Origin of the sequence: Brevundimonas sp. (assembly GCF_013912005.1) — a bacterium.
GTDB lineage: Bacteria > Pseudomonadota > Alphaproteobacteria > Caulobacterales > Caulobacteraceae > Brevundimonas.
On record NZ_JACESB010000006.1, the window covers coordinates 87,516 to 110,382 of the forward strand.

Below are 22,867 nucleotides of genomic sequence, written 5' to 3' on the forward strand. Positions count from 1 at the left end.
GTCAGGCGGCGTAGCCGGAAGCGGCGACGCCGCTCTGCGGGGCGGGGATGGCGACGCCCTCGTCGGCGTATTCGTTGAGCTTGTTGCGCAGGGTGCGGATCGAGATGCCGAGGATGTTCGCCGCGTGGGTGCGGTTGCCGAGGCAGTGCGACAGGGTGTCGAGAATGAGCGTCTTCTCCATCTGCGCCACCGTCTGGCCGACGAAGGCGCGCGAGACGGCGTCGGCGGTGGAGGCGGCGCGGGCGGCCACGCCGACGTCGGAGGCGGCGCCGGGACCGCCGGCGTTGAGCGGCTGGCCGTCGGGCAGGCGGATGGCGTCAACGTCGATCTCGGGCCCGGTCGCCAGCAGGACCGCCCGGTGCATGGCGTTCTCCAGCTCGCGGACGTTGCCGTTCCAGCGGTGGGTCAGCAGGGCGCGGCGGGCGTCGACGGAGATCGGGCGGACCGGAACGCCGTTGGCGGCGGCGTACTTCCTGACGAAGTGATCGGCCAGCACGGCGATGTCGCCGGGGCGCTCGCGCAGGGCGGGCAGGCGCAGGTTCACGACGTTCAGCCGGTAGAGCAGGTCCTCGCGGAAGGAGCCCTCCGCGACCGACTTGGCCAGATCCCGGTTGGAGGTGGCGATGATGCGGATGTCGACCGGCACCGGCTTCGTCCCGCCGACGCGGTCGATGACCCGCTCCTGGATGGCGCGCAGCAGCTTGGCCTGCAGGCGGACGTCCATCTCGGAGATTTCGTCCAGCAGCAGGGTGCCGCCGTGGGCCTCCTCGAACTTGCCGATGCGGCGGGCCAGCGCGCCGGTGAAGGCGCCCTTCTCGTGGCCGAACAGCTCGGATTCCAGCAGGTTGTCGGGGATGGCGGCGCAGTTGACGCTGATGAACGGCTTGTCCGCGCGCTTCGACCCGGCGTGGAGGTAGCGGGCCATGACCTCCTTGCCGACGCCGCTTTCGCCGGTGATCAGGATCGAGGCTTCCGAGCGCGCGACCTGGTCGGCGAGGCCGATCACGGCGCGCATGGCCGGGTCGGCCGAGATCATCGGCCGCTCGTCGTCGGCCACGGCCGAGAGGACGGCGGCGATCAGATCGGCCTCGGGCGGCAGGGGGATGAACTCCTTGGCCCCGGCGCGGATGGCGTTGGCCGCGTCCGTGGCGTCGGCGTCGACGCCGCAGGCCACCACCGGCACATGGATGCGCTCGGCCTCGTTGGCCGCGATCAGGGCGGCGATGTCGACGCGGTAGTCGACCATCAGCAGGTCGGCCCCCTGCCCCCGCCGCAGCTGTTCGGTCGCCTGGTCGCCGCGCTCGACGTGCTGGACCTTGGCGCCGTGCGCCATGGCCATCTTCACCGCCGTCGCCAGCTGTCCGCTGAGCCTGCCAACCACCAGAAGCCGCATCGGTCTTCTCCCCTAATCTCTCACAGCCGGTCGCCGCTTCAGGCGCCCGAGTCCTCGGTCTTGATGATTTCCGTCATGGTCACGCCCAGCCGGTCCTCGACGACCACGACCTCGCCGCGGGCGACGAGACGGTTGTTGACGAAGATGTCGATGGCCTCGCCGACCTTGCGGTCCAGCTCCAGCACCGAGCCGCGGTTCAGCTTGAGCAGCTGGGCCACGGACATGTGCGCCTTGCCGAGAACGGCCGAGATGTTGACCGGGACGTCGAACACCGGCGCGAGGTCGTGCGCCGTCTTCTCGCCGTGCTCCTCGTGCGGGGCCAGGGCGGTGGACTCGGGGAATTCCTCGAGCGCGATGGTGTCGGACGCCATTACGGCCTCCCTTCGGTGAGGGTTTCAGCGTGCCCCGCCTCGGCGGCGAGGGCGGAATGCAGGGCTTCCGCCATGCGGCTCATGGCGGCGTCCGCGTCGAACTCGGCGCGGCCGTCGGCCCATTCGAGCCGGAAGGCGGCCGGGGCCAGGCCGGGCTCGTCGCGGAAGGCGACCAGGCCGGTGAAGCCGGCGTCGGCGCAGAGGGACTCGATCCGGCGGCGGGTCTCCTCGTCGAGGTCCGCGGCGCGGATGACCAGCCGCGGCGAGGCGTCGATCTCGTGGCCCAGCGCCTCCAGCGCCGCCTGCAGCGGACCGGCCGGGAAGCGGTCGAGGGCGGCGGCGGCGACGACCCGCGCCGCGGCGAGCGCCAGATCGGCGGACTGCTCGCGGTGGGTGCGGGCGATCTGGGCCAGGGCCGGGGCGGCGTGGTCGATCGACCGGGCGATGACGGAGAGGGCCTGGGCCTGGAGGCTGGCGGTCTCGGCGAGGGCGGCCTCGCGGGCCTCCAGCCGCGCCTGCGCCACCAGCGCCTCGACCTCGGCCGGGGCGAAGGCGCGCTTCGGCGGCTGCCAGGCGGACGGCTGGACCACCGCGCCGTCGGCGTCGAACTCGGTGTCGAAGATGAAGGGGCGCGCGGTCATGTCAGTAGATCAGCTCGTCGTCGCCGCTCTGGCCGACCAGCATGATCTCGCCCTTGGCGGCGAGGTCCTTGGCGACCTGGACCATGGCCATCTGCGCCTGGTCGACGTCCTTGAGGCGCACCGGCCCCATGCCCTCCATGTCCTCGCGCATGATCTTGGCGGCGCGCTCCGACATGTTGGAGAAGAACAGCTCGCGCAGCGCCTCGGAGGCGCCCTTGAGGGCGAGGGCCAGCTGGTCCTTCTCGACGGCCCGGAGCAGGGTCTGGATGCCGCCGGGGTCGAGCTTGCTGAGGTCCTCGAACACGAACATCAGGGCGCGGATGCGCTCGGCGGCCTCGCGGTTGCGCTCCTCGAGCGCGCCGATGAAGCGGGCCTCGGTCTGGCGGTCGAAGCTGTTGAAGATGTCGGCCATCAGCTCGTGGCTGTCGCGCTTGGAGGTGCGGGCCAGGTTGGACATGAACTCGGTGCGCAGGGTCTGCTCGATCTTGTCGAGGATGTCGCGCTGCACCGGCTCCATGCGCAGCATGCGCTGGACGCATTCGAGGGCGAAGTCCTCCGGCAGGGCGGTCAGCACCCGGGCGGCGTGGTCCGGCTTGATCTTGGACAGCACCACCGCGACCGTCTGCGGGTATTCGTTCTTCAGATAGTTGGCGAGCACGGCCTCGTTCACGTTGCCGAGCTTGTCCCACATGGTGCGGCCGGCGGGACCGCGGATCTCCTCCATCAGGGCGTCGACGCGGTCGGGCGGCATGAAGGCCGCGAGCAGGCGCTGGGTCTGCTCGTAGCTGCCCATGACCGCGCCCGAGCCGCTCATGCCCGAGACGAACTCGACCATCAGCTCCTCGACCACGTTGGCCGAGACGGTGCCGAGCGAGGCCATGGCCTGCGAGATTTCCTTGATCTCGTCCTCGTCGAGACCCTGCCACAGGCGGGTGTGGTCCTCGCCGAGCGACAGCAGGATGACGGCGGCCTTCTCCGGCCCCGTCAGCTTCCTGACGTCGTCGATGGTCGGCTTCTTGCTCACGAGGCGGGCCGTCATCCGCCTTCATGCACCCAGTTGCGGAGGATCGAGGTCGATTCCTCCGGGTGCCGCTCGACGAAGTCGGCGACCTTCTTGACCGAGGAGGCCTTCACCTGGCCCTCGATGCGGGCGATGTCGAGCCGCTGCTCCATCTCCGAGGGGCCGGTCAGCTGGGCCGGCGCGCCGCCGGCGCCGCCGACGATGGTGGTCTGCAGCGAGGTGACGGCGGGGCCGCCGGGGGCGGCCAGTTGGGGCGCGGCGCCGCCGCCGGCGGCGGTCTTCAGCAGCGGACGCAGCACGAAGAAGATCAGCAGCACGCCAGTGACCAGCAGGACCAGCAGCTCGACCCCGCGCATCAGGTCGTTCTTGGTGAAGTTGAACAGCGAGGAACCCGCCTCGACGCCGCCGTCCGGCAGGGCGTCGCGGCTGAAGCGGACGTTCTGGACCTCGATCCGGTCGCCGCGCTCCTCGTCGATGCCGACCGCGGCCGCCACGAGGGCGCGGATCTGGGCGATCTCCTCCTCCGAGCGCGGGGCCCAGGTCGGCTCGCCCTCGCCGTTGGCCGGCGGGGTCCAGCGGCCGTCGACGGCCACCGAGACGGCCAGCTTCTTGATCTCGCCGGCTTCCTTCACCGTGGTCGTGGTGGTGTTGGAGATCTCGTAGTTGGTGGTCTCGGTCGACTGGGTGTCGCGCGAGCCGATCGGGGTGGCGTTGGGGGCCTCGCCGCCGGGGATGTTGTTGGCCGCGGTGGCGCCGCCGTCGGCCGCGCCGGTGGTGTCCTGGCTCTCGGAGCCGTTGGTCGACATCGAGCGCACCACCTGGCCGTCGGGGTCGAAGCGCTGCTCCTGGGTGGTGGAGCGGCTGTGGTCGATCTCGGCCGTGACCTGGACGCGGGCGGCGCCGACGCCGACCACGCCCTCGACGATGTCCTTGATGCGGGCCTGCAGCTGGGCCTCGGTCTGGCCGCGGGCCTCCTCGGCCGAGGCGGCGGAGAAGCCGGCGTCGTCCGAGCCCGCCGCGAGGGTGCGGTTGGAGGTGTCGGTGAGGGTGACCCGCTCCGGCTTCAGGTTCGGCACCGAGGAGGCGACGACGTTGCGGATCGCCTGCACCTGGGCGCCGCTGAGCTGACCGCCGGCGACGCCGACGACGACGGCGGCGGTGGGCTCGGCAGCCTGGGCCTGGAACAGCTGGCGCTCGGGCAGGGCGATCATCACCCGGGCGGAGGAGATGCCGCGCATGGCCAGGATGGTGCGGGCCAGCTCGCCCTCCAGCGCCCGCTTGGCGTTGAGGTTCTGCTGGAACTCGGTCTGGCCGAGCACCGACTGGTTGTCGAAGATCTCGTAGCCGACCGAGCCGGAGGTCACGAGCCCCTTGCCGGCGACCAGCATGCGGGCCTCTCCCACCTCGTCGCGGCTGACGAAGATGGTCGAGCCGTCGCCCTTCGAGCTGTACTTGATGCCGGCGGAGTCGAGGGCGGCGGTGACCTCGGAGGCCTCGCGCAGGTCGAGGTTGGAGTACAGGAGGGCGTCAGGGGCCTGGCCGATGCGCAGCATCAGGGCCACCAGCACCGCCGCGACGCCGGCGGCGACGCCGAGCACCACGGTCAGACGACCGATCCCGAATCTCTGCAACGCCGCCGTGAAGCCGCCCACGCGTCCCCGCCCCGATACACGCGGGTACTCGATCAAGGCCCGCTAGGCAGAAACTGCCGCCTCTGTGGTAAACGCGGCGTTAAGTCGTGACCGCGGAGCGTGTGCTTGAACCCCTACCTGACGCCGGTGGCCCTGCTGGTCGCCTCCAACGTGTTCATGACCTTCGCCTGGTACGGGCACCTGAAGTTCGGCTCCAAGCCGCTGTGGATCGTCGTGCTGGTCAGCTGGGGCATCGCCCTGGTCGAGTACTGCCTCGCGGTGCCGGCGAACCGGTGGGGGCATCAGGTCTATTCGGCGGCCGAGCTGAAGACGATGCAGGAGGTGATCACCCTGCTGGTCTTCGCGGTGTTCTCGGTCACCGTGCTGCGGGAGAAGCTGACCCTGAACCACGCCGTTGGCTTCGCCCTGATCATGGCGGGGGCGTGGGTGGTGTTCCGGGGGCCGTTCGGGGCGGTCAGCGCCGGCGGCGGGCCTGCATGACGAAGCCGATGACCCGCGCGGCGGCCTCGAAATGCTCGCGCGGGATGGTCTCGTCGACGTCGACCGCGGCGTAGAGGGCGCGGGCCAGGGGGACGTTCTCGACCACCGGCACCTCGTGTTCGCGGGCGACCTCGCGGATGCGCAGGGCGAGGGCGTCGACGCCCTTGGCGACGCAGACGGGGGCGGCGTCGCCCTGGTCGGGCTCGTAGCGCAGGGCGACGGAATAGTGGGTCGGGTTGGTGACCACGACCGTCGCCTTGGGGACGTTCTGCATCATCCGCTGGCGGCTGCGCTGGGCCCGGATCTGCTTGAGGCGCGCCTTGACGTGGGGATCGCCCTCGGACTGCTTGTAGTCCTCCTTGACCTCCTCCTTGGTCATCTTCATGCGCTCGGCGAAGCGGTAGCGCTGCCACAGGTAGTCGGCGCCGGCGGTGAAGGCGAGGAAGACGAGGGCGGCGCCCAGCAGGGCCACGGCGAGGTCCCGGGCCAGCGGCAGGATGGCCGCCGGGTGCATGGCGGCGAGGTTCTCGAGCTCGCGCACGTGCGGGCGCAGGACCAGCCAGCAGATCACCCCGACCGCGAGCAGCTTCAGAAAGGTCTTCACGAACTGCACCAGGCCGTCGGGGCCGAAGATGCGCTTGAAGCCGGCCAGGGGGTTCACCCGCGACCACTCGGGCTTGAGCTTCTCGCCGGTGAAGATCAGGCCGGACTGGGCCAGGTTGCCGCCGGCCCCGCCGAGGATGGTGGCCAGCATCAGCGCCCCGAGGAAGGGAGCCGCCGCCCACAGGGCGCGTCCGCCGATCTCGACCCCGGCCCCCGCGTCGAGGCCGCCCATCAGGGTGTGCGGCGCGGCGATGAAGGGCAGCAGCTGCTCGGCCATGGAGGTGGCGAAGACGCCGCCGGCCATCAGGATCACCGCCGCCGCCCCGAGCAGGCTGAGCGCGGAGGCGACGTCCGGCGACTTGGCGACGTCGCCCTTCTTGCGCGCCTCCGCGAGTTTTCGCGGGGTTGCCTCTTCTGTCTTCGACTCGGGATCGGCGCCTTCAGCCACCGGCCCCTCCCACGAAGACGTCGGCCACGGCGCGGTAGCGGTCGATGAACACCGTGCCCAGCACGCCGAGGCCGAGGGCGAAGATCGACAGGCCGAGGATGATGCTGAGCGGCGCGGCGGCGAAGAAGACCTGGAACTGCGGCATCACCCGCCCGACCAGGCCGGCGGCGAGGTTGAAGATCAGACCGAAGACCAGCACCGGCGCCGCGAGCTGGACGCCGAGCAGGAAGGCGTCGTTGACGGTGCGGACGGCGAGCGAAACGAAGTCGCCGGTGATCAGCGGCCGGGCCGGGGCGATCAGGTCGTAGGAGCCGACGAGGCCGGCGACGAACAGGTGATGGGTGTTGGTGGCGAACACCAGGGTCGTGCCCAGCAGCATCAGGAAGGCCGAGATGGTCGTGCCGGGCTGGGCCTGCAGCGGATTGGCGGTCTGGGCGAAGCTGAGGGCGGTCTGCAGCGACACCACCTCTCCGGCGGTCGACAGGGCGGTGGTGAAGGCGCGCAGGATGGCGCCGATGCCGAGGCCGACCAGCACCTCCCGGATGATCCAGCCGACCATGCCCCCGAGCGAGGCCGGCAGGGCCGGGAGGGCGCCGGCGACCACCGGCCAGAGGGCGAGGCTGATGACCAGGGCCAGCGACAGGCGGATGCGCGGCGGGACGTAGCTCTCGCCGATGCCGGGCAGCATCAGCAGCACGGCGCCGATGCGGGCGAAGATCAGCGCGCCCTGCCAGACCTGGTCGGCTGTCGCATAGGGCTCCACCGGCTCACATGCCGGCGATGCGGGCGGCGATGGACTGCATGAAGCCGCCCAGCAGGGCGCCCATCAGCGGCAGGAACAGCAGCAGGGAGACGAAGATGGCGATGATCTTCGGGGCGAAGATCAGGGTCTGCTCCTGGATCTGGGTCAGCGCCTGGAACAGGCCGATGACCACCCCGACGACCAGGCCGACCAGCAGCACGGGCAGGCACAGCTGGATGGTCAGCCACAGGGCGTCGCGCCCCACGTCCAGAACTTCCGCGCCGTTCATCGAAACTCGCACTCCCGGGATGACCGGGCAGAAAATGCCGGGGGCGTGGTTAACGGGGCGTTAGGAACGGCGGCCCCGCTGCCCCTTTACCCGGGCCGGTCGATGCGGGACGCTGGCCCGACCCCCGCGGAGCCTCCAATGCGCCTGATCCTCGCCGCCGTCCTGTCCCTCTGCCTCGCGGGGCCGGTCCTCGCCGGGCCCACCGATGCGGAGCGCACGATGATGCAGACGGTGGAGGCCGAGCACGAGCGGCACGTCGGGCTGCTGGAGCGGCTGGTGAACCGGAACAGCGGCACCCTCAATCTCGAGGGCGTGCGGGCGGTCGGGGACATGGTCCGCGCCGAGCTGGAGCCGCTCGGCTTCGAGGTGCGGTGGGTCGACATGGGGGAGACCGGACGCGCCGGGCACCTGGTCGCCTCGCATCCGGGACCGGGCCGCAACGTGCTGCTGATCGGCCACCTCGACACGGTGTTCGAGCCGGACAGCCCGTTCCAGACCTTCGTCCGTGACGGCGCGCGCGCTGTCGGACCCGGCATCGGCGACGACAAGGGCGGCGTGGTGGTGATCATCGCGGCCCTGCGGGCGATGCAGGCGGCGGGGACCCTCGGCGACGCCAACGTCACCGTCGTCCTGACCGGCGACGAGGAACGGCCGGGATCGCCGCTGGCGATCGCCCGGCGCGACCTGATCGAGGCGGGGCGCGCGGCGGACTTTGCGCTGGAGTTCGAGAACCTGGCGGTGGAGGACGGCCAGGACTTCGGCACCGTGGCCCGGCGCAGCTCGTCCAGCTGGACGCTGACGACCAGCGGCCGCACCGGCCACTCCAGCGGGGTGTTCAACGACGCGCTCGGCTACGGCGCGATCTACGAGATGGCGCGCATCCTCGACGCCTTCCGGCGCGAGCTGCCGGAGCCGAACCTGACCTACAACGTCGGGGTGATGGCCGGCGGAACGCCGGCGGCGATCGACGGGGCCGGCTTCCGCGTCACGGCCTCGGGCAAGACCAATATCGTCGCGGAGACCGCGGTCGCCCGGGGCGACCTGCGCACCCTGACGCCCGAGCAGGACGCGCGGGTGCGCGCCCGGATGGCCGCGATCGTCGCCGAGCATCTGCCCCGCACGGACGCCGAACTGGTGTTTGCCGAGGACGGCTATCCCCCGATGGCCCCGAGCGAAGGAAGCCGCGCCCTGCTGGCGCGGCTGAACGCCGTGAACCGCGACCTCGGCCTGCCGGAAATGGCCGAGTACGATCCGGCCCGCCGGGGCGCGGCGGACAGCGGCTTCGTGGCGGCGGACGTGGCGACCCTGGCCGGCCTCGGCGTCGCCGGCGGCGGGGCCCACGCCGAGGGGGAATGGGTCGACCTCGACAGCCTGATCCGCCAGTCGCAGCGCGCGGCGGTGCTGATCAGCCGGCTCAGCCTCGGAACGGAGTGAGGCGCCGGGGCTGGAACTTCCGCGTCCGACGCGGTCTAAGGCGGGCATGACCGATGCCCCCGTCTCCCAGGCCGAAGCCGAGGCCGCCGTCCGCACCCTGATCCGCTGGGCCGGGGACGATCCCGACCGGGAGGGCGTGCTCGATACGCCCGCGCGGGTGGCGCGCAGCTACCGCGAGCTGTTCGCCGGCTACGCCAGCGATCCGCGGGAATATCTCGAGCGCACCTTCGAGGAGGTCGGCGGCTACGACGAGCTGGTGGTGCTGAAGGACATCCGCTTCGTCAGCTTCTGCGAACACCACATGCTGCCGGTGGTCGGCCGCGCCCACGTCGGCTACCTGCCCACCGACCGGGTGGTCGGCATCTCCAAGCTGGCGCGGGTGGTGCACGGCTTCGCCCGACGGCTGCAGATCCAGGAGAAGATGACCTCCGAGATCGCCACCGCCATCCACGAGGTGTTGCGCCCGCAGGGCGTGGGCGTGGTGATCGAGGCCGAGCACAGCTGCATGACGCTGCGGGGGGTCAATACGGCGGGCGCGAGTCTGTCGACCAGTTGTCTGATGGGCGTGATCCGCGACGACCCGCGCACCCGCGAGGAGTTCCTGCGACTGGTCCGGGGCTGATCTCCGTCGCGTGGCGCAAGGTCGCCCGGGAACGAGCCGGGCCGCCTCCTGTTCTGAACCCGTGTCAGAAAAGGAGACGACGATGGCGAACGCCGGCGACGACCGTGAGACGGTCTACCTGAACACCGCGGACCGCGAGAGCCTGTGCCGACTGGACGGCGTGGAGCCGCAGATCGCCGAGGCCCTGATCGAGGCCCGTCCGTTCCACGAATGGGGCGACCTGAAGCGGGTCGACGGCGTCGACCAGGAGCGGATCAACGCGCTGAAGAGCGCCGGCGCCGAGCTGGGCGAGCCCACGAGCGGCCCGATCGGAGAGCCCGGCAGCGGCGGCAGCGCCGACTCGCCCGCGGGCAATATGGGCCGGGCCTGACCTGACTCCGGAAACGCGGCCCGGTCCTTGCGGAATTCGCCTCCGAGGAGGCTTTTCGGATGGCCTGGACCGCGATTTCGACCCGGAATGAGACACCGCCCATCGTGCGCGGCGGCTGGCTGGACGCGCTGCGTTTCATTGTGGCCGGGCTGATCATCCTGCATCACTTCCAGGGCGCCGGGCCGATCGCCCTCGCCGAGAGCCTGCATCCGGCGTTCGAGCGCAGCGGCTTCCTGCTGACCAACTTCTTCCTGATCGACAGCGGCTATGTGCTGATGCGGGTGTACGGCGCCTCGGTGGCCGGCGGCCGGATGTCGGCGGGCGACTTCTTCCTCAAGCGCTACCTGCGCGTCGTCCCGGCGCACCTGATGATGGGGCTGGCGCTGGTGGCGCTGGTGGTCGGGGGCGGGATGCTGGGCTTCGCGCCCCGCGCGCCGGAATGGTTCCGCTGGGACCAGCTGCCGGCCCAGCTGACCCTGACCCAGGCGTACGGCGTCCCCGGCGGCTACGGCTGGAACGCGCCAAGCTGGTCGATCTCGGCCCTGATCGGCTGCTACCTGGCGTTCCCGTGGCTGCTGCGCGGGCTGATGAAGCTGGGGCCGTGGGCGACGCTGGGCCTGGGCGTCGGAGGTTACCTGCTGGCCAATGAACTCACCTGGGCGCTGCTCGGCTATCCGGTCTACCAGATGCCCATGGGCTTCGGCTTCTTCCGCGCCCTGCCCCTGTTCTTCCTCGGCATGGCGCTGGCGTGGTTCGCGCAGAAGACCTGGATCCATCCGCGGCTGGCCGGCTGGTCGGGGATCGGCGCGGCGGTGCTGCTGGCCGGCCTGCAGTTCTTCGACAAGCACGCCCTGGCGTCGCTGGCCTGCATCTCGGTGATCATCCTCGCGGCGGGGGCGACCCCCACCCCGCGGCCGTCGAAGTGGGTCGAGAAGGCGGCGCAGGTCAGCTTCTCGATGTTCATCACCAACGAGGTCGTCCGCATCGCCTGGTTCGGCGTGGGCAATGTGGCGATCGCCCGGCTGGCCCTGCCGGTGGCGGCCCAGTGGGCGATCTGGGCCGGCGGCGTGCTGGCCGCCTTCGCCTTCGCCTGGCTGTTCCACGTCGCCGTGGACCAGCCGCTCCAGAACCGCATCCGCGACTGGCTGAAGGGCCGGCGCGCCCGCAAGGCGCCGGCGCTCCAGCCGGTGGTGTCGCTGGAGGGCTGAGCCGGCCTAGCCGCCGCAGCCCGTCGCCGAACCCGCCTCCACCCGGCCGGCCTTCATGACCAGCCGGGGCGTGCGCAGCGGGGTCAGCGCGGCGGTCGGGTCGCCCTCGACGGCGACCAGATCGGCCCAGGCCTGCGGGCGCACCACGCCGAGCCCGTCGTCCCCGAGCATCCGCCCGGCCTCCCAGGTGGCGCTCCGGAGCACCTCGGCCGGTGTCATGCCGGACTCCACATAGGCGTCGAGCACCCCGAGCGCCGAAGCCCCCCTGCCCCGCTCGTACGGCCCGTAGGCGTCGGAACCGGCGGCGATGCGGACGCCGAGACGGCGGGCGCGACGGATGCGGTCGCGGCTCTCCTCAAGGTGTCGTTCGACCTCCTCGCGCGGCGGCCGCTGCGGCCAGCCGGCGGTGATCTCCAGCGCCCGCTCCAGCGAGACGTCGGTGGGCACCAGCCAGACCCCCTTCTCCGCCATCAGACGCAGCGTCGCGTCCGAGACCTGGTAGGCGTGCTCGATCGAGGTGACGCCGGCCTCGACCGCCTCGCGGACAGCCTCGTCGCCGGTGGCGTGGGCGGCGACGGGGATGCGATGGCGCCTGGCCTCGGCGACGATGGCCGCCATCTCCTCGGGCGAAAGACGGGTCCGCTGGGGCGTGGCCTCGGCGTAGATCTTGATCACCTCGGCGCCGCGGGCGATGGCCTCGCGGACTGCCGCGCGGCCGTCCTCGACGCCGGTGACGATGCGGTATTCGGCGTCGACGAGGTGGTGCGGATCGTGCGGCTGGGGCTGCAGCTGCCCGCCGGCCGGCGCGAGCCCCGGACCCGAGCCGTAGATGCGCGGCCCCGGGACCGAACCGCCCCGGACGCCCTGCTCGAGCATCAGGTCGAGGAAGCGCCCCGAGTTGCCGAGGTCGCGCACGCTGGTGAAGCCGGCCTCGAGGTATTCGCGGGCGCGCCGGGCGCCGGCGAGGCTGCGCACCACGTCGCCCTGGATGGCCTGGTCGCGGGCGGCGACGATGGAGAGGTTCTCCGAGAAGCCTTCCTCGAGCAGGAGGTGGGTGTGGCCGTCGATCAGGCCGGGGATCACCGCGCAGCGGGACAGGTCGAGGACGGCGGCGCCTTCGGGGACGGCGAGCCCCTGCCCCACCTCGGCCACCCGGCGGCCGCGGATCAGGATGTCGCGCGGCCCCACCATGCGCCCGGCTTCGGAATCGAACAGGTCGCCGGCGCGGACGAGGGTGACCGGCGGGGGGGCGGACTGGGCGTGCGCCGCGACGGGCAGGCAGGCGGCGACGAGGGCGGCGGCGCAGGCGACGAAGGACAGGCGGGTCATGGGAGCTCCGGACGGTTGTCCCGCTCAGAGGCCCGGATCCCCGACGCCGGATGCGCCGGCCCCCATGAAATCGCTGTAATCCGGACGCCGCGTCAGATCGGCATCCGCATGATCTCCTGATAGGCGGAGATCACCTGGTCGCGGACCGCCATCACCGTCTCCAGCGAGGCCTCGGCCGAGGAGACGGCGGTGACCACGTCGATCAGGCTGCCCTGGCCCTGGACGGCGGAGGCCATCTGGGTCTCGGCGGCGCGCGAGGCCTGGGTCATCTCGCCCATGACGTTGGTCAGGAGTTCGGCGAAGCCGGCTCCCGCCGCGGGCGCGGCGGGGGCGGTCGGCAGGGCCCCGCCCTGCACCGCCGCATAGGCCTTGGCGGCCAGCAAGGGGTTCATCGCTCAGCCCTCACTTCTTGATCAGGTCGAGGGTGCGGGCCTCCATGGTCCGCGCCGTCTCGATGACGTTGAGATTGGCCTCGTAGGCCCGCTGCGCCTCGCGCATGTCCATCGCCTCGATCAGGGTGTCGACGTTGGGGCGCAGCACATAGCCCTCGGCGTTGGCCGCCGGGTGCGACGGGTCGTACTCCGAGCGGAAGTCGCCCTGGTCGGGCCGCACCTCGGCGAGGGCGACGCCGGTGACGCCGTCGATCTCGCGCGCCTGGAAGACCGGGATCTGGCGCCGGTAGGGCTCGCCGCCGGCGACCTGGGCCGTCGACTGGGCGTTGGCGATGTTCTCGGCGATCACGCGCATGCGCGACTGCTGGGCCTTGAGGGCGCTGGCCGCGACGGCCATGGCGCTGTTCCGCGGCGGGACGGGATCGGGCATCGGCTACTCCGTTCGGTCAGCGGCCGGGCGGCCGGGCGGCCATGCGCAGCATCTGCATGGACTTCTGGTAGAAGCCGATGGCCGCGTCGTAGGCCATGCGGCTCTCGGCCATCTTCAGCATCTGCTCCTCGACCACCACGGCGTTGCCGTCGAGGGTGGTCTCGGAGTCGGGAGCGGCGGTGGTCGCGAAGCGGGCGGGCTGGCCGGGCGGGGCGATGTGCATGGCGCTGGTGCGCATCATCGGCAGGCCGCCGCCCCGGCGCATCGCCGCGGCGAAGTCGGTCGGCAGCTCCAGATCCCGGCCGACGTAGCCGGGGGTGTCGGAGTTGGCGACGTTCTGGGCGATCAGGCGCTGGCGCTCGTCGAGCCAATTCAGGCGGCCCTTGATCTGGCTCAGCAGCGGCAGGTCGGCGAAGCCCACGAGGTCGTCTCCGGGCGCGGATCGCCCACGGTTCGATGGGCAGAAACTGCCGCCTCCATGGTTAACGACGGGTTATTTCAACGCGGCGTTAACCATGTCGGTTGAAATCTGCGCGCGCCGGAACAAGCGCCGGCGGGGCCTCGCCGCATGAATTTCCTCGACCTGCTCCGGGCGCTGTTCGGCCTGGCCTTCACCCTCGGCATCATCGGCCTGGCGGCCTGGGCGGCGCGGCGCTACGCCCCGCAGCTGATGGCGCGGCTGAACGCCGAGCGCGGCGAGCGGCGCATGCAGGTGGTCGAGACGCTGGTGCTGGACCCGGCGCGGCGGCTGGTGCTGGTGCGGGTCGACTCCGAGGAGCGGCTGCTGCTGCTCGGCGAGGGCCGGGAGCTGCTCGAGCCCCGCGGAGACGGCCAGTGAGCGGGCCCCGGCTGTTCGTCGTCCCGACCCGCGCCGAACTCAAGCGGGCGGCCTTGCTGTCGCTGCTGGCCACAGCCTTCTGCCTGGTCTGGCCGCTGGGAGCCCTGGCCCAGGAGGCGGCGCAGGCGGGGTCGGCGATCAACATCGACCTCGGCACCGGCTCGGGCCTGACCCAGCGGGTGGTCCAGCTGGTCGGGCTGATGACGGTGCTGTCGCTGGCGCCATCGATCGTGATCATGACGACCAGCTTCGTGCGCATCGTGGTGGTGCTGTCGCTGCTGCGCACCGCCCTGGGGATGCAGCAGTCGCCGCCGAACGCGGTGCTGGTCTCCCTGGCCCTGTTCCTGAGCGCCATCGTCATGGCCCCGACCTGGCAGGACGCCTATGATTCGGGCATCCGGCCGCTGATGGACCAGCAGATGGAGCTGCCGCAGGCCTTCGATGCGGCCTCCGAACCGGTGAAGACCTTCATGCTCGGCCAGGTCGACCAGGACGACCTCGCCCTGTTCACCCGGCTGTCGCAGATCGAGGCCCCGCAGAGCGCCGCCGACCTGCCCCTGCGGGTGGTCACGCCCGCCTTCATGATCAGTGAACTGAAGCGCGCCTTCGAGATCGGATTTCTCCTTTTCGTTCCGTTTCTTGTGATCGATCTGGTGGTGGCCAGCGTGCTGATGTCGATGGGCATGATGATGCTGCCGCCGGTGGTCGTCTCCCTGCCCTTCAAGCTGATCTTCTTCGTCCTCGTGGACGGCTGGAGACTGGTCGCCGGAAGCCTGGTGGAGAGCTTCCAGCGGGGGGCGGGAACAGGGTAAATCCCCAGTCTGCAAGGCTTTCAGCGGCAAAGCCGCTTGCCACGGGGCGAAAAAGCGGCGTTGATCCCCCGGTCATCGCCCCGGAATCGGGGGGCGAGCTTCAATCGGGAAACGACCCACAATGACCACTCAAGCCGAACTCATCGCCGCCGTCGCCAAGGACGCGGGCGTCAGCCAAGCCGACGCCGGCCGCGTTCTCGACGCCGTCGTGAAGAACATCCACAAGTCGCTGACCTCGGGCCAGGACGTGCGCATCTCGAACCTCGGCGTGTTCGACACCGCCGAGCGCGCCGCCCGCGAGGGCCGCAACCCGGCCACCGGCCAGACCATCAAGATCGCCGCCTCCAAGGCCGTGCGCTTCCGCGTCTCCAAGCCGCTGAAGGACGCCGTCAACAAGTAAGGCGGATCAGGCGGCCGGCCGGGCAGGCTGCGCCGCCGCTGGTTGCGGACGGGCGGGGGTCGCGGGGCGATCTCCGCCCGTCTTGCGTCTGAGCTCGTCCTTCATTTCCGCCACCCAGCCGGCGAAGGTGTCGGCGGAGGCGGTCAGGGCGGCGAAGTCCGCCGCCGAGGTCTGCGTCCCGTCGAGGCCGGCCAACGCGATGGAGAGGGCGGTCTTCGAGCGCGCGCCCTCGACGTAGCCGCGGTAACGGCCGGAGAGGCGGGCGAGGCCCGCCGCGTCCCGGGCGAGCGAGTAACCGACGCCGGCGCGGATCAGCCGGGCCTCCTCGTCGGCCGACAGGGCGGCCGGATCCTTGTAGCGGTCGCCGAGGCGGGCCTCGTACAGCGCCGCGGCCTCGGCCCACTTCTCCTGCTTCCACGAAATCTCCGCGCGCACGTCGCGGGCGTCGGGCGAGGCGTCGGCGCCCAGCACCTCGAGCGCGTGGTCGTAGCGGCCGAGGCTGGCGAGGGCGCGGGCCTCGAGCGCCCGCCGCTCGGCGTTCAGCGCCGTCGGCAGCAGGGTGGTGCGCGAGGTCCAGATCGCCTGCAGGGCCGCCTCGGGCTGGCGGTCCATCAGATAGATGCGGGCGAGGTCGGTGGCGACCTGCGCCTTGGCCACGCCCTCCAGCCGCTCGTCGACCTGGTGCTTGAGCAGTTCGGCGGCCTGGTCGAGGAGGTCGACGTCCACCAGCCGGCGGGCGAGGCGGCGGACCATCTCGTCGCCGTCGGCGCCGATCGGGGTCAGGTCGCGGAAGTCGTAGAACAGGCCCAGCGCCTGGACAGGCTGCATGCCGTCGGCCCCGCCCTCGAGAAACAGCATGCGGAAGGCCGCCGACAGGTCGGTCTGGAGCTCGGCCGCGGCGGGCAGGCGGGCGAGGCGCGAGCCGGCGCCCTTCAGCGCGGTGAGCGCCTCCCGGTACAGACCCTGGGACAGGTAGAGGCGGCCGAGCTCGCGGATCACCGCCAGCTCCACCGCGTCGCCGCGCCAGCGCCAGCGCAAGGCCTCCAGCTCCCTGGCCGCGGCGTCGGCCTTCATGGTCCCCTTGGCGAGCGACAGCCGCACCACGCCGAGGCGGGCCGGGACCGCGACCTTGTCGAGGGGCGCGCGGCCGACGGCGGCGTAGACGGCGAGGGCGCGGTCGGCGATGCCCTCGCGCTCGAACAGCTGCGCCTGCACCAGGCGGGCGGCGAGCTGGTCGGCGGCGGGGACGTCCTGGCTGAAGGCGTAGGCGAGCAGGGCCCGGGCGGCCGGAAGGTCGCCGGTCTGCAGCGCCGCCTCCGCATGGGCCGCCCCGAACCGGGCCCGCCACAGGGGCGGAAACTCGTCGACGGCCGCGGCGCCGGCGGCGAAGGCCTGGCGGGCGCCGGCCCAGTCGCCCTGGCGCGAGGCGATGTAGCCGCGCCAGACGGCGACGGCCGGGTCGCCGGCGACCACCGCCGAGGCGAAGTCGGCCTGGGCCTCCTCGAAGCGGCCGATGGAGGCCCGCGCCGCGCCGCGCAGGCCGCGCAGTTCGGGCTCGCCGGCCATGCCGGGGGCCTGGGCGACGATGGCGTTGAGGACGCCGACGGCCTCGTAGCCGAGGCCGGAGCCGGCGAGGAAGCGGGCCAGGGCCAGCCGCGCCTCGATGGGCGCGCGCGGATCGTCCCCGGCGGCTACGGCCTCGGCCCCGGCGGCGTCCTGCAGCTCGCGGTAGCGGGCGGGGAAGCCGGCGTGTCCGGCGTCGCCCCACTCGGCGAGGATCAGACCCGCGTGGCGGGCCTTCGCCGGCGCGCCGGGCCCGGTCTCCGCCGGCTCCAGCGCCGCCGAGGGCGGCGAAAGCAGGACGCCGCCGGGCCGCTGCAGGGTGACGAGGTCGCCCTCGGCCCGGATGGCGAGGTCGGCGACCGGGGTCTCGACCGCCAGGCCGTGGGCGGTCGGCAGCAGGGCGAGGTCGACGGTGCGGCGAAGGTCGCCGAAGCCCTTGCCCGGGGCGCGGGCGGTGACGGCGGCGAAGCGGTCGCCGGCGAGCGGGTCGGTGAGCCACACCGCCCGGGTGGCGCCGGCCATGCGCGCCACCAGCGCGGGCTGGCCGCTGTCGTCGCGCTCGACCGTGATCCCGCCGGCGGCGGTCGGCGGCCCGCCGACCGTCACCCGCCACACCGCCCCCTCGGCCTCGGCGGAGACCGGCAGGGCGGCGGGCGCGGCGATCCGCAGGGCGACATGGTCCGCGCCGGCCGTCCAGTGGGCCGAAGCGGCGGGACCGAGGGCGGCCGCGCCCGCGAGGTCGAGCCGGGCCGGCGTGTCGAACACCACCCACACCGCCTCGCCGCGGCGGAAGACGGCGGCGCCGACCGGCTGATCCCAGCGGAACTCCAGCGTCACCCGGTCCGCCGCGGCCCGCGAGACCACCGGCACGGTGGAGGGGGCGCCGGCCGGCGCGGCCGGGGCGGCGGGGGCTTCCGCGTACAGGTTGAGCCAGACCGCGCCGTCGGCCACGCCGTTGCGGACGCCCGCGCCCTCGGCGAGGGTCAGCACCAGTTCGGTGGCGCCGCGCACCGCGCGGGTCTCGACCTTCTCGACGCCCGGCGGGGGATCGACGCGCAGCCGGGAGACGTCGGGGGCGGCGGTGGCGCCGATGCGCACCACCACGTCGCGCCCTTCCCGCCGCACCTGCGCCCGCGAACCGACCACGCCGGCGAATTCGACGCGGGTGAAGGCTCCGTTGGCGCCGACGCGGATGGTGACGGGGTCCAGCGCCGCCCCGCCCTCCTGGGCCAGCGGGGCCAGCGGGGCGAACGCGACCGCGCCGGCCGCGGCGGCGGCCACGGTCGACTTCAGGATGCGCTTGGTCGAACGGGCCCCGGACATACGCGCGCACCCTCGCGCGCGAGCCCTTTCAACGCAGTTAACGGTTGATGACCGCGGCGCCGTCAGTCGTGGCCGGGCATGCCCTTCGACGGATCGTCCGACGGGGTGTCCGGGTCGTTGCGGCGATTGACGCCGCTGTTGCGGATCTTGGCCCAGGCGAACAGCACGCCCAGGATCAGCGGGCCGCCGACGAGCACCAGCAGCCAGGGAAAGCCTTCCATCGTCTATCTCCGATCGGGGCCGCGCAGCGGCGGCGGTGGGGGCCGCCGCCTGCGGAACAGGGGCAGGGCGAACAGCAGGGGCAGGAAGAAGAAGACGAAATGGCCGCCGGTCGCGTACCAGACGGCGACGGAGACCAGCACGGCGGCGGCGACGACCGCGAGGAGGACGGCGGGACGCATCAGGCGACGCCCCGGCGCAGCAGGCGCAGCGCCACGCGCAGGCACTCCAGCCGCACCTGGCCGCGGCCCACGTCCCCGAAATGGTGCTCCTCGTGAACGGTCGGCGCGCCCGCGGCGGCCATGGCGAAATGCACGAGCCCCGGTTCGTCGTCCGGGCCGCCGCGCCCCGCGAAGCCGGTGATCGCCACGGCGACGCCGGCGCCGGAGGCGCGCAGGGCGCCTTCGGCCATGGCGCGGGCCACCGGCTCCGACACCGCCCCGTTCTGCGCGATCAGCCGCGGCGGCACGCCCAGCTCTGCGGCCTTGGCCTCGTCGGTGTAGACCACATAGCCCCGCTCGAAGGCGTGCGAACGGCCCTCGACGTCGGTGAGCACGGAAGCCACGAGGCCGCCGGTGCAGCTCTCCGCCGTCGCCAGCGTCACGCCGCGGTCGCAGGCGGGGCCGAGCACCGCCTCGACGAGGGTCTCGATGTCTTCGGGAAGGGCCGGGCTGAGCGTCTCGGTCATGTCCGGATGGGAACGGCGGCGCGCGGGTGGCTGTTCCCGCGACACCGCGGCGGGTTGCGTCGGGCCGCCCGGCGAACGACATCCACCCCAGCCACCTCCGGAGCCGCCATGACAGACCCCGTTTCCCCGCGCCTCAGCCCCCTGTCGACGGGTCTGCGCGCGCGGTGCCCGCGCTGCGGGCGCGGTCCGCTTTTCAAGGGCTATCTGTCGTTGCGGGAGGGCTGCCCCGCCTGCGGCCTGTCGTACGGCTTCGCCGACCCGGCGGACGGCCCGGCCTTCTTCGGCATGAGCCTGGTGGGACTGGTCGGCATGGGCCTGTTCATGTGGTTCGAATTCACCGTCCACCCGCCGGTCTGGGTGCACATGGTGGTGACCATGCCGCTGCTGGTGATCGGCTGCCTCGGCGTGCTGCGGCCGCTGAAGGGCTGGCTGGTGGCCGAACAATTCGTGCGCGCCGCCTCGGAGGCGGAGTTCGAGAGCGTCGGCCGCCATGGCGACGGACCGGGACAGTCCTGAGCCCCGTCAGGCCGGAGCGAAGGTTCAATCCGCCCCGCATCGGCCGACTCGCCTCCCAAATCGCAGATTATACTGTCGCTCTGACGAACAGGGCGGCCGCCCCTCTGATTTGTTCAGACGAGCAGCAAAACTGACCAATACTATTCGCCGCCATTAACTCAAACTGCTTACCAGCGGATTCGACACAGATGCACAAGCTGTGCAGCCTCGCTTCTTCATCACAGTTATGAATGCATGCTGACCTCAGATGATTACTGAGGTAACCAACCCCCTTAACCGCCTCCGTCAATCTCACGATAAAGGAACATCGTTCATCCTGCGCTCCGGATCTGGCCCGCGGGGGACAAGATGGCGGAACAGCAGGGGACCGGAACGGGGTACGACGGGACGGGGCCGCGCGGCCTCGGCTCCGCCCCGCCGCGACAGGCTTTCGGAACGGCCTACGAAAGCGTGACCTTCTCCACGGCCACCCACGGGGCGGATCTCAGCATCACCCTAGCGTCGCAGCCGGTGTTCGAGCTGTCGAGCTCCACGCCGGTGAGCCGGCGCCTGCGCCGGTCGATCCGCCGCACCGGCGACCGGTCGCCGTTCGAGCGCAAGACCCTCGGACTGGAGGATCTGACGCGGATCGACGCCCTCACCCTGCAGCACGGGCTGGACCTGCTCCGGCTGGGCCCGGGCGACTCCGGCGTGCTGCCGGCCTTCTGGCGCTCCCTGACGGAGGGCCGCAACGCCTACGCCCTGCTCTGCGCCGAGGCGCAGCACAGCCTCCGCCCCGACAGCCTGCTGGTGGAGGTGGTGGGCGGGCCGGAACACGTCCGCCCGGAGGCGGTCAACGACATGGCGGACCGCTTCGCCCTGGCGTCGCGCGGACTGATCCTGCACATCGCCCCGGACGTGGACACGGCGCTGGGCCTGCGCGGGGCGCGGCTGAGCTGCCTCGCCATCGACTTCGCCGGCGTCGCCCACCAGGGCGCCCGGGACTGGCAGGCGGCGGTCGACCTGATCGCCGCCGCGCGCGCCGCCTGCGCCCAGATCCTGCTGCTCAACCTGCGGCCGGAACGGGCCCTCGGCGCCCAGGCCGCCGGCGCCACGCACGCCGTCTTCTGCGCCCTGGAGCCGCGCACGGTCTGAGCGGGCGTGTCGGGCGCCGGCTCAACGCACGAGCGCCGCGACAGGCGCTGATGATCGTGCGGCGGGCGCCGATCCGGCCGCGCCCGCTCCCTGCGCAGCTCCTTGACTGCACGCCCGGCGTGGCTTCCCACTATCGGCCATGCTCGGGGGGGCGCGTGTTGTTGCAGCATGACGGAGGATCGCTGAAGGAGCCGCGGGCGGCCCGGCCGCCGCGCTCCGGAGCAGCTCGCCCCCACGGCCCCTCCGGGTCCGCTTCCCGCTCCAGCCGCAGCAGGTTGATCTCCATCACGCGCCACCTGCTCCCGGCGCTGATCGTCGCCGCCGGCCTCCAGCTCACCGGGCCGTCCTGCGCCCCCGCGGTCACGCCACCGACGCCGGAGTCAACTTTTGCCGCTGTCGAGAACAAGATCCGCTCAAAGTACTATGGCTATGAGAGTCGGACGCAAGAGATTGAAGCCATTATCAGTAAATACAGATCACAGGTTGGCGCCAATACGACCTCGTTCGATCTGTATTTCAGCATTCTGACGCCAATGCTCGACAGCCTGGGCGAGTCCCACAACTTCGCAAGTCCGCCCGGCGCGTCCGAGGGGGCGTCGACACAGGGACCGAGACCACCCGTCCCTGCTGCGACATCAGCGGCCAACCTGCAGGCGGGCCTCGGCCTCTCCATCGGGTGGCTCTCGCGTCCCGACGAGGCCGACTATGTCTTTGACGTTCGCCGCGGCTCCGGCGCCGATCTGGCCGGGGTGGAGCCTGGCTTGCGCGTCGAGCGGCTGAAGATTTCGCCGACGGACCGCGGCGGACGCGCCGAACTCGAAACCACGGGCGCCGACGGGGCCGCCCGCACCTACCGGTTTGAGTTCTCGCCGATGAAGGCGGATGCGCCTCGCGAGGCCTTTGACGTGCCGGCCGGCTATCGCGTTATCCGGTTCGACGAGTTCAACCGTGAGAACGTCGAGTGGTTCAGGGAACAGCTCCACAACGCGCCGCGCGGGGCGATCATCGACCTGCGTCACAACGCCGGCGGGACCGAGCGATCGACCAGGTGGATGTTGGGCGAGCTGCTCCCGGCCAGCTCGCTGATCGGGACAGATCTGAAGCATGGACGCCGCTCGGTGCGGCGAACGACCCGATGGGGCGCATCCTACCGCCAGCCGCTGGCGGTGCTGGTCGGGCCGGAGTCGGCGAGCTCCGCCGAGGTGTTCGCGGCGGCCCTTCAGCACCACCGGCGGGCGATTCTCGTGGGGAAGACCACCGCCGGGTCCGTCATGACTTCGCGGCTGTTCTCCCTTCCGGACGGCGGGACGTTGAGCCTGGCAGTGTCCGAGTTCGTGGCCCCCGACGGCCGTCGCCTCGAGGGTGTTGGAGTGCGCCCGGACGTGGACGCGATCTCGATCCTCGCCGCCGTGCGGGCCGGGCGAGACATCTTGCTCGAAGCGGCGATCGCGGCGTTGGAGGCCAGGGCGACAGAGGTTCCCGAAGCGTGAGCGGTCGGCGCGATCGGCTCGGCGCCACGACCCTCCCCGTGCGACGCCGGCTCGGCCGCGGCCACCCCGAGCTCTCAGATCAGGCTGCATCTGACAGCTCTTGAGCCAGCCCCGGGAGGTTCCACAAGGCGCTGGCGACCCCGGGAGGACTCCAACCTCCGACCTCGGCTTTAGGAAAGCCTTGCTCTATGCAGCTGAGCTACGGGGCCACGCAGCGGCTGACCTAGCGGCTTGCGCGGCGCGGGGAAAGCGTCTGCGGCAATTTCCGCGGACGGGACCGGCGGGGGCCGCCGGGGGTTCCCCGGCCCAACGCCCCGCGCTCGACCGCGACGACGATGGCGCGGCCAGCGGACGGCGTTGAGCGGTTGTGGTTAATCCGCCTTAAGCTACAATACCTTGTAGGGAACAAACCCCGAATCGGGCCGAGTCAGCGATTCGGTCCTGATTCGTTTCGCCCCT

Annotated in this window: 27 protein-coding genes and 1 tRNA gene; 11 read left to right on the forward strand and 17 right to left on the reverse strand. The window is 71.9% G+C overall.

The genetic code is table 11. The annotated features are described in order from the left end of the window. Nucleotide 1: 1 nt before the first annotated feature. The 5 genes from H2038_RS06490 to fliF are packed head-to-tail and all read right to left on the reverse strand — an operon-like array spanning nt 2 to nt 5,078. Complete coding sequence (locus tag H2038_RS06490; RefSeq protein WP_292110592.1) at nt 2-1,393, reverse strand: sigma-54 dependent transcriptional regulator; 1,392 nt, start codon at nt 1,391-1,393, stop codon at nt 2-4. A gap of 38 nt (nt 1,394-1,431) precedes the next feature. Next, on the reverse strand, nt 1,432-1,764 hold the full coding sequence (fliN, locus tag H2038_RS06495) for a flagellar motor switch protein FliN (protein ID WP_292110595.1): 333 nt from the start codon (nt 1,762-1,764) through the stop codon (nt 1,432-1,434). Then, entirely contained in the window at nt 1,764-2,405 is a 642-nt protein-coding gene (locus tag H2038_RS06500) for a flagellar assembly protein FlbE (RefSeq protein WP_292110598.1), read from the reverse strand. Before H2038_RS06500 ends, fliN begins: the two co-directional genes overlap by 1 nt. Before the next feature lies 1 nt (nt 2,406). Next, nucleotides 2,407-3,444 (reverse strand): flagellar motor switch protein FliG, encoded by a 1,038-nt coding sequence (gene fliG / locus H2038_RS06505; protein ID WP_292110600.1) that lies wholly within the window; start codon nt 3,442-3,444, stop codon nt 2,407-2,409. Beyond that, on the reverse strand, nt 3,441-5,078 hold the full coding sequence (fliF, locus tag H2038_RS06510) for a flagellar basal-body MS-ring/collar protein FliF (RefSeq protein ID WP_292110603.1): 1,638 nt from the start codon (nt 5,076-5,078) through the stop codon (nt 3,441-3,443). The genes fliG and fliF overlap by 4 nt, the downstream gene beginning before the upstream one ends. A gap of 99 nt (nt 5,079-5,177) precedes the next feature. Between fliF and H2038_RS06515 the strand changes: the two genes are divergently transcribed. Continuing rightward, on the forward strand, nt 5,178-5,558 hold the full coding sequence (locus tag H2038_RS06515; protein ID WP_292110606.1) for a DMT family protein: 381 nt from the start codon (nt 5,178-5,180) through the stop codon (nt 5,556-5,558). Here the strand turns inward: H2038_RS06515 and flhB are convergent. Genes flhB through fliQ form a run of 3 tightly spaced genes read right to left on the reverse strand, consistent with a single transcriptional unit; the run spans nt 5,533 to nt 7,640 of the window. Then, nucleotides 5,533-6,609 carry a flagellar biosynthesis protein FlhB gene (gene flhB, locus H2038_RS06520; RefSeq protein WP_292110609.1) on the reverse strand — a complete coding sequence of 359 codons (1,077 nt, stop codon included), beginning with the start codon at nt 6,607-6,609 and terminating at the stop codon, nt 5,533-5,535. The two genes, H2038_RS06515 and flhB, sit on opposite strands and share 26 nt — an antisense overlap. Then, complete coding sequence (gene fliR / locus H2038_RS06525) at nt 6,602-7,372, reverse strand: flagellar biosynthetic protein FliR (protein ID WP_292110612.1); 771 nt, start codon at nt 7,370-7,372, stop codon at nt 6,602-6,604. Before fliR ends, flhB begins: the two co-directional genes overlap by 8 nt. 4 nt (nt 7,373-7,376) lie before the next feature. Next, a complete protein-coding gene (gene fliQ / locus H2038_RS06530) occupies nt 7,377-7,640 on the reverse strand; it encodes a flagellar biosynthesis protein FliQ (protein WP_292110615.1) in 264 nt (87 codons plus the stop codon). A 138-nt stretch (nt 7,641-7,778) separates the two neighbouring features. On the opposite strand from fliQ, the gene H2038_RS06535 reads away from it, so the two are divergent. From H2038_RS06535 to H2038_RS06550, 4 genes are all read left to right on the forward strand, one after another. Continuing rightward, nucleotides 7,779-9,074, forward strand: coding sequence for a M20/M25/M40 family metallo-hydrolase (locus tag H2038_RS06535; RefSeq protein ID WP_292110618.1), 1,296 nt, complete (start codon nt 7,779-7,781; stop codon nt 9,072-9,074). 46 nt (nt 9,075-9,120) lie between these two features. After that, a complete protein-coding gene (gene folE, locus H2038_RS06540) occupies nt 9,121-9,696 on the forward strand; it encodes a GTP cyclohydrolase I FolE (protein ID WP_292110621.1) in 576 nt (191 codons plus the stop codon). Nucleotides 9,697-9,778: 82 nt separating this feature from the next. Beyond that, nucleotides 9,779-10,066, forward strand: coding sequence for a helix-hairpin-helix domain-containing protein (locus H2038_RS06545; RefSeq protein WP_292110624.1), 288 nt, complete (start codon nt 9,779-9,781; stop codon nt 10,064-10,066). A gap of 59 nt (nt 10,067-10,125) precedes the next feature. Then, nucleotides 10,126-11,274 carry an acyltransferase gene (locus H2038_RS06550; protein ID WP_292110627.1) on the forward strand — a complete coding sequence of 383 codons (1,149 nt, stop codon included), beginning with the start codon at nt 10,126-10,128 and terminating at the stop codon, nt 11,272-11,274. Nucleotides 11,275-11,280: 6 nt separating this feature from the next. On the opposite strand, the gene H2038_RS06555 is transcribed toward H2038_RS06550, so the two are convergent. The 4 genes from H2038_RS06555 to flgB all read right to left on the reverse strand — a co-directional run bounded on the left by H2038_RS06555 (nt 11,281) and on the right by flgB (nt 13,846). Further along, entirely contained in the window at nt 11,281-12,603 is a 1,323-nt protein-coding gene (locus H2038_RS06555) for an amidohydrolase family protein (protein WP_292110630.1), read from the reverse strand. 92 nt (nt 12,604-12,695) lie between these two features. Further along, complete coding sequence (fliE, locus tag H2038_RS06560; protein WP_292110634.1) at nt 12,696-12,995, reverse strand: flagellar hook-basal body complex protein FliE; 300 nt, start codon at nt 12,993-12,995, stop codon at nt 12,696-12,698. Between the two features lie 10 nt (nt 12,996-13,005). Beyond that, on the reverse strand, nt 13,006-13,392 hold the full coding sequence (gene flgC, locus H2038_RS06565; protein WP_292110749.1) for a flagellar basal body rod protein FlgC: 387 nt from the start codon (nt 13,390-13,392) through the stop codon (nt 13,006-13,008). 49 nt (nt 13,393-13,441) lie between these two features. Beyond that, complete coding sequence (gene flgB, locus H2038_RS06570) at nt 13,442-13,846, reverse strand: flagellar basal body rod protein FlgB (protein WP_292110637.1); 405 nt, start codon at nt 13,844-13,846, stop codon at nt 13,442-13,444. A gap of 147 nt (nt 13,847-13,993) precedes the next feature. Between flgB and H2038_RS06575 the strand changes: the two genes are divergently transcribed. The 3 genes from H2038_RS06575 to H2038_RS06585 all read left to right on the forward strand — a co-directional run bounded on the left by H2038_RS06575 (nt 13,994) and on the right by H2038_RS06585 (nt 15,475). Beyond that, nucleotides 13,994-14,263, forward strand: coding sequence for a flagellar biosynthetic protein FliO (locus tag H2038_RS06575; protein ID WP_292110640.1), 270 nt, complete (start codon nt 13,994-13,996; stop codon nt 14,261-14,263). Next, entirely contained in the window at nt 14,260-15,075 is an 816-nt protein-coding gene (fliP, locus tag H2038_RS06580) for a flagellar type III secretion system pore protein FliP (RefSeq protein WP_292110643.1), read from the forward strand. The genes H2038_RS06575 and fliP overlap by 4 nt, the downstream gene beginning before the upstream one ends. Nucleotides 15,076-15,196: 121 nt before the next feature. Further along, complete coding sequence (locus H2038_RS06585) at nt 15,197-15,475, forward strand: HU family DNA-binding protein (RefSeq protein WP_092309111.1); 279 nt, start codon at nt 15,197-15,199, stop codon at nt 15,473-15,475. A 6-nt stretch (nt 15,476-15,481) separates the two neighbouring features. On the opposite strand, the gene H2038_RS06590 is transcribed toward H2038_RS06585, so the two are convergent. The 4 genes from H2038_RS06590 to H2038_RS06605 all read right to left on the reverse strand — a co-directional run bounded on the left by H2038_RS06590 (nt 15,482) and on the right by H2038_RS06605 (nt 19,268). Continuing rightward, nucleotides 15,482-18,361, reverse strand: a complete 2,880-nt coding sequence (locus tag H2038_RS06590; protein WP_292110653.1) for a hypothetical protein — start codon at nt 18,359-18,361, stop codon at nt 15,482-15,484. A 62-nt stretch (nt 18,362-18,423) separates the two neighbouring features. Then, entirely contained in the window at nt 18,424-18,582 is a 159-nt protein-coding gene (locus H2038_RS06595) for a hypothetical protein (RefSeq protein ID WP_292110656.1), read from the reverse strand. A 3-nt stretch (nt 18,583-18,585) separates the two neighbouring features. Further along, entirely contained in the window at nt 18,586-18,762 is a 177-nt protein-coding gene (locus H2038_RS06600; protein ID WP_292110658.1) for a hypothetical protein, read from the reverse strand. Further along, nucleotides 18,762-19,268, reverse strand: coding sequence for a CinA family protein (locus H2038_RS06605; protein ID WP_292110660.1), 507 nt, complete (start codon nt 19,266-19,268; stop codon nt 18,762-18,764). The genes H2038_RS06600 and H2038_RS06605 overlap by 1 nt, the downstream gene beginning before the upstream one ends. 108 nt (nt 19,269-19,376) lie before the next feature. Between H2038_RS06605 and H2038_RS06610 the strand changes: the two genes are divergently transcribed. The 3 genes from H2038_RS06610 (at nt 19,377) to H2038_RS06620 (ending at nt 22,408) form a co-directional block, all read left to right on the forward strand. Next, nucleotides 19,377-19,784 carry a DUF983 domain-containing protein gene (locus tag H2038_RS06610; RefSeq protein ID WP_292110664.1) on the forward strand — a complete coding sequence of 136 codons (408 nt, stop codon included), beginning with the start codon at nt 19,377-19,379 and terminating at the stop codon, nt 19,782-19,784. Between the two features lie 450 nt (nt 19,785-20,234). Continuing rightward, entirely contained in the window at nt 20,235-20,918 is a 684-nt protein-coding gene (locus tag H2038_RS06615) for a hypothetical protein (protein WP_292110667.1), read from the forward strand. A gap of 275 nt (nt 20,919-21,193) precedes the next feature. Then, on the forward strand, nt 21,194-22,408 hold the full coding sequence (locus H2038_RS06620) for a S41 family peptidase (protein ID WP_292110669.1): 1,215 nt from the start codon (nt 21,194-21,196) through the stop codon (nt 22,406-22,408). 132 nt (nt 22,409-22,540) lie between these two features. Here the strand turns inward: H2038_RS06620 and H2038_RS06625 are convergent. Further along, a tRNA-Arg gene (locus H2038_RS06625) sits at nt 22,541-22,617 on the reverse strand. Nucleotides 22,618-22,867 lie beyond the last annotated feature (250 nt).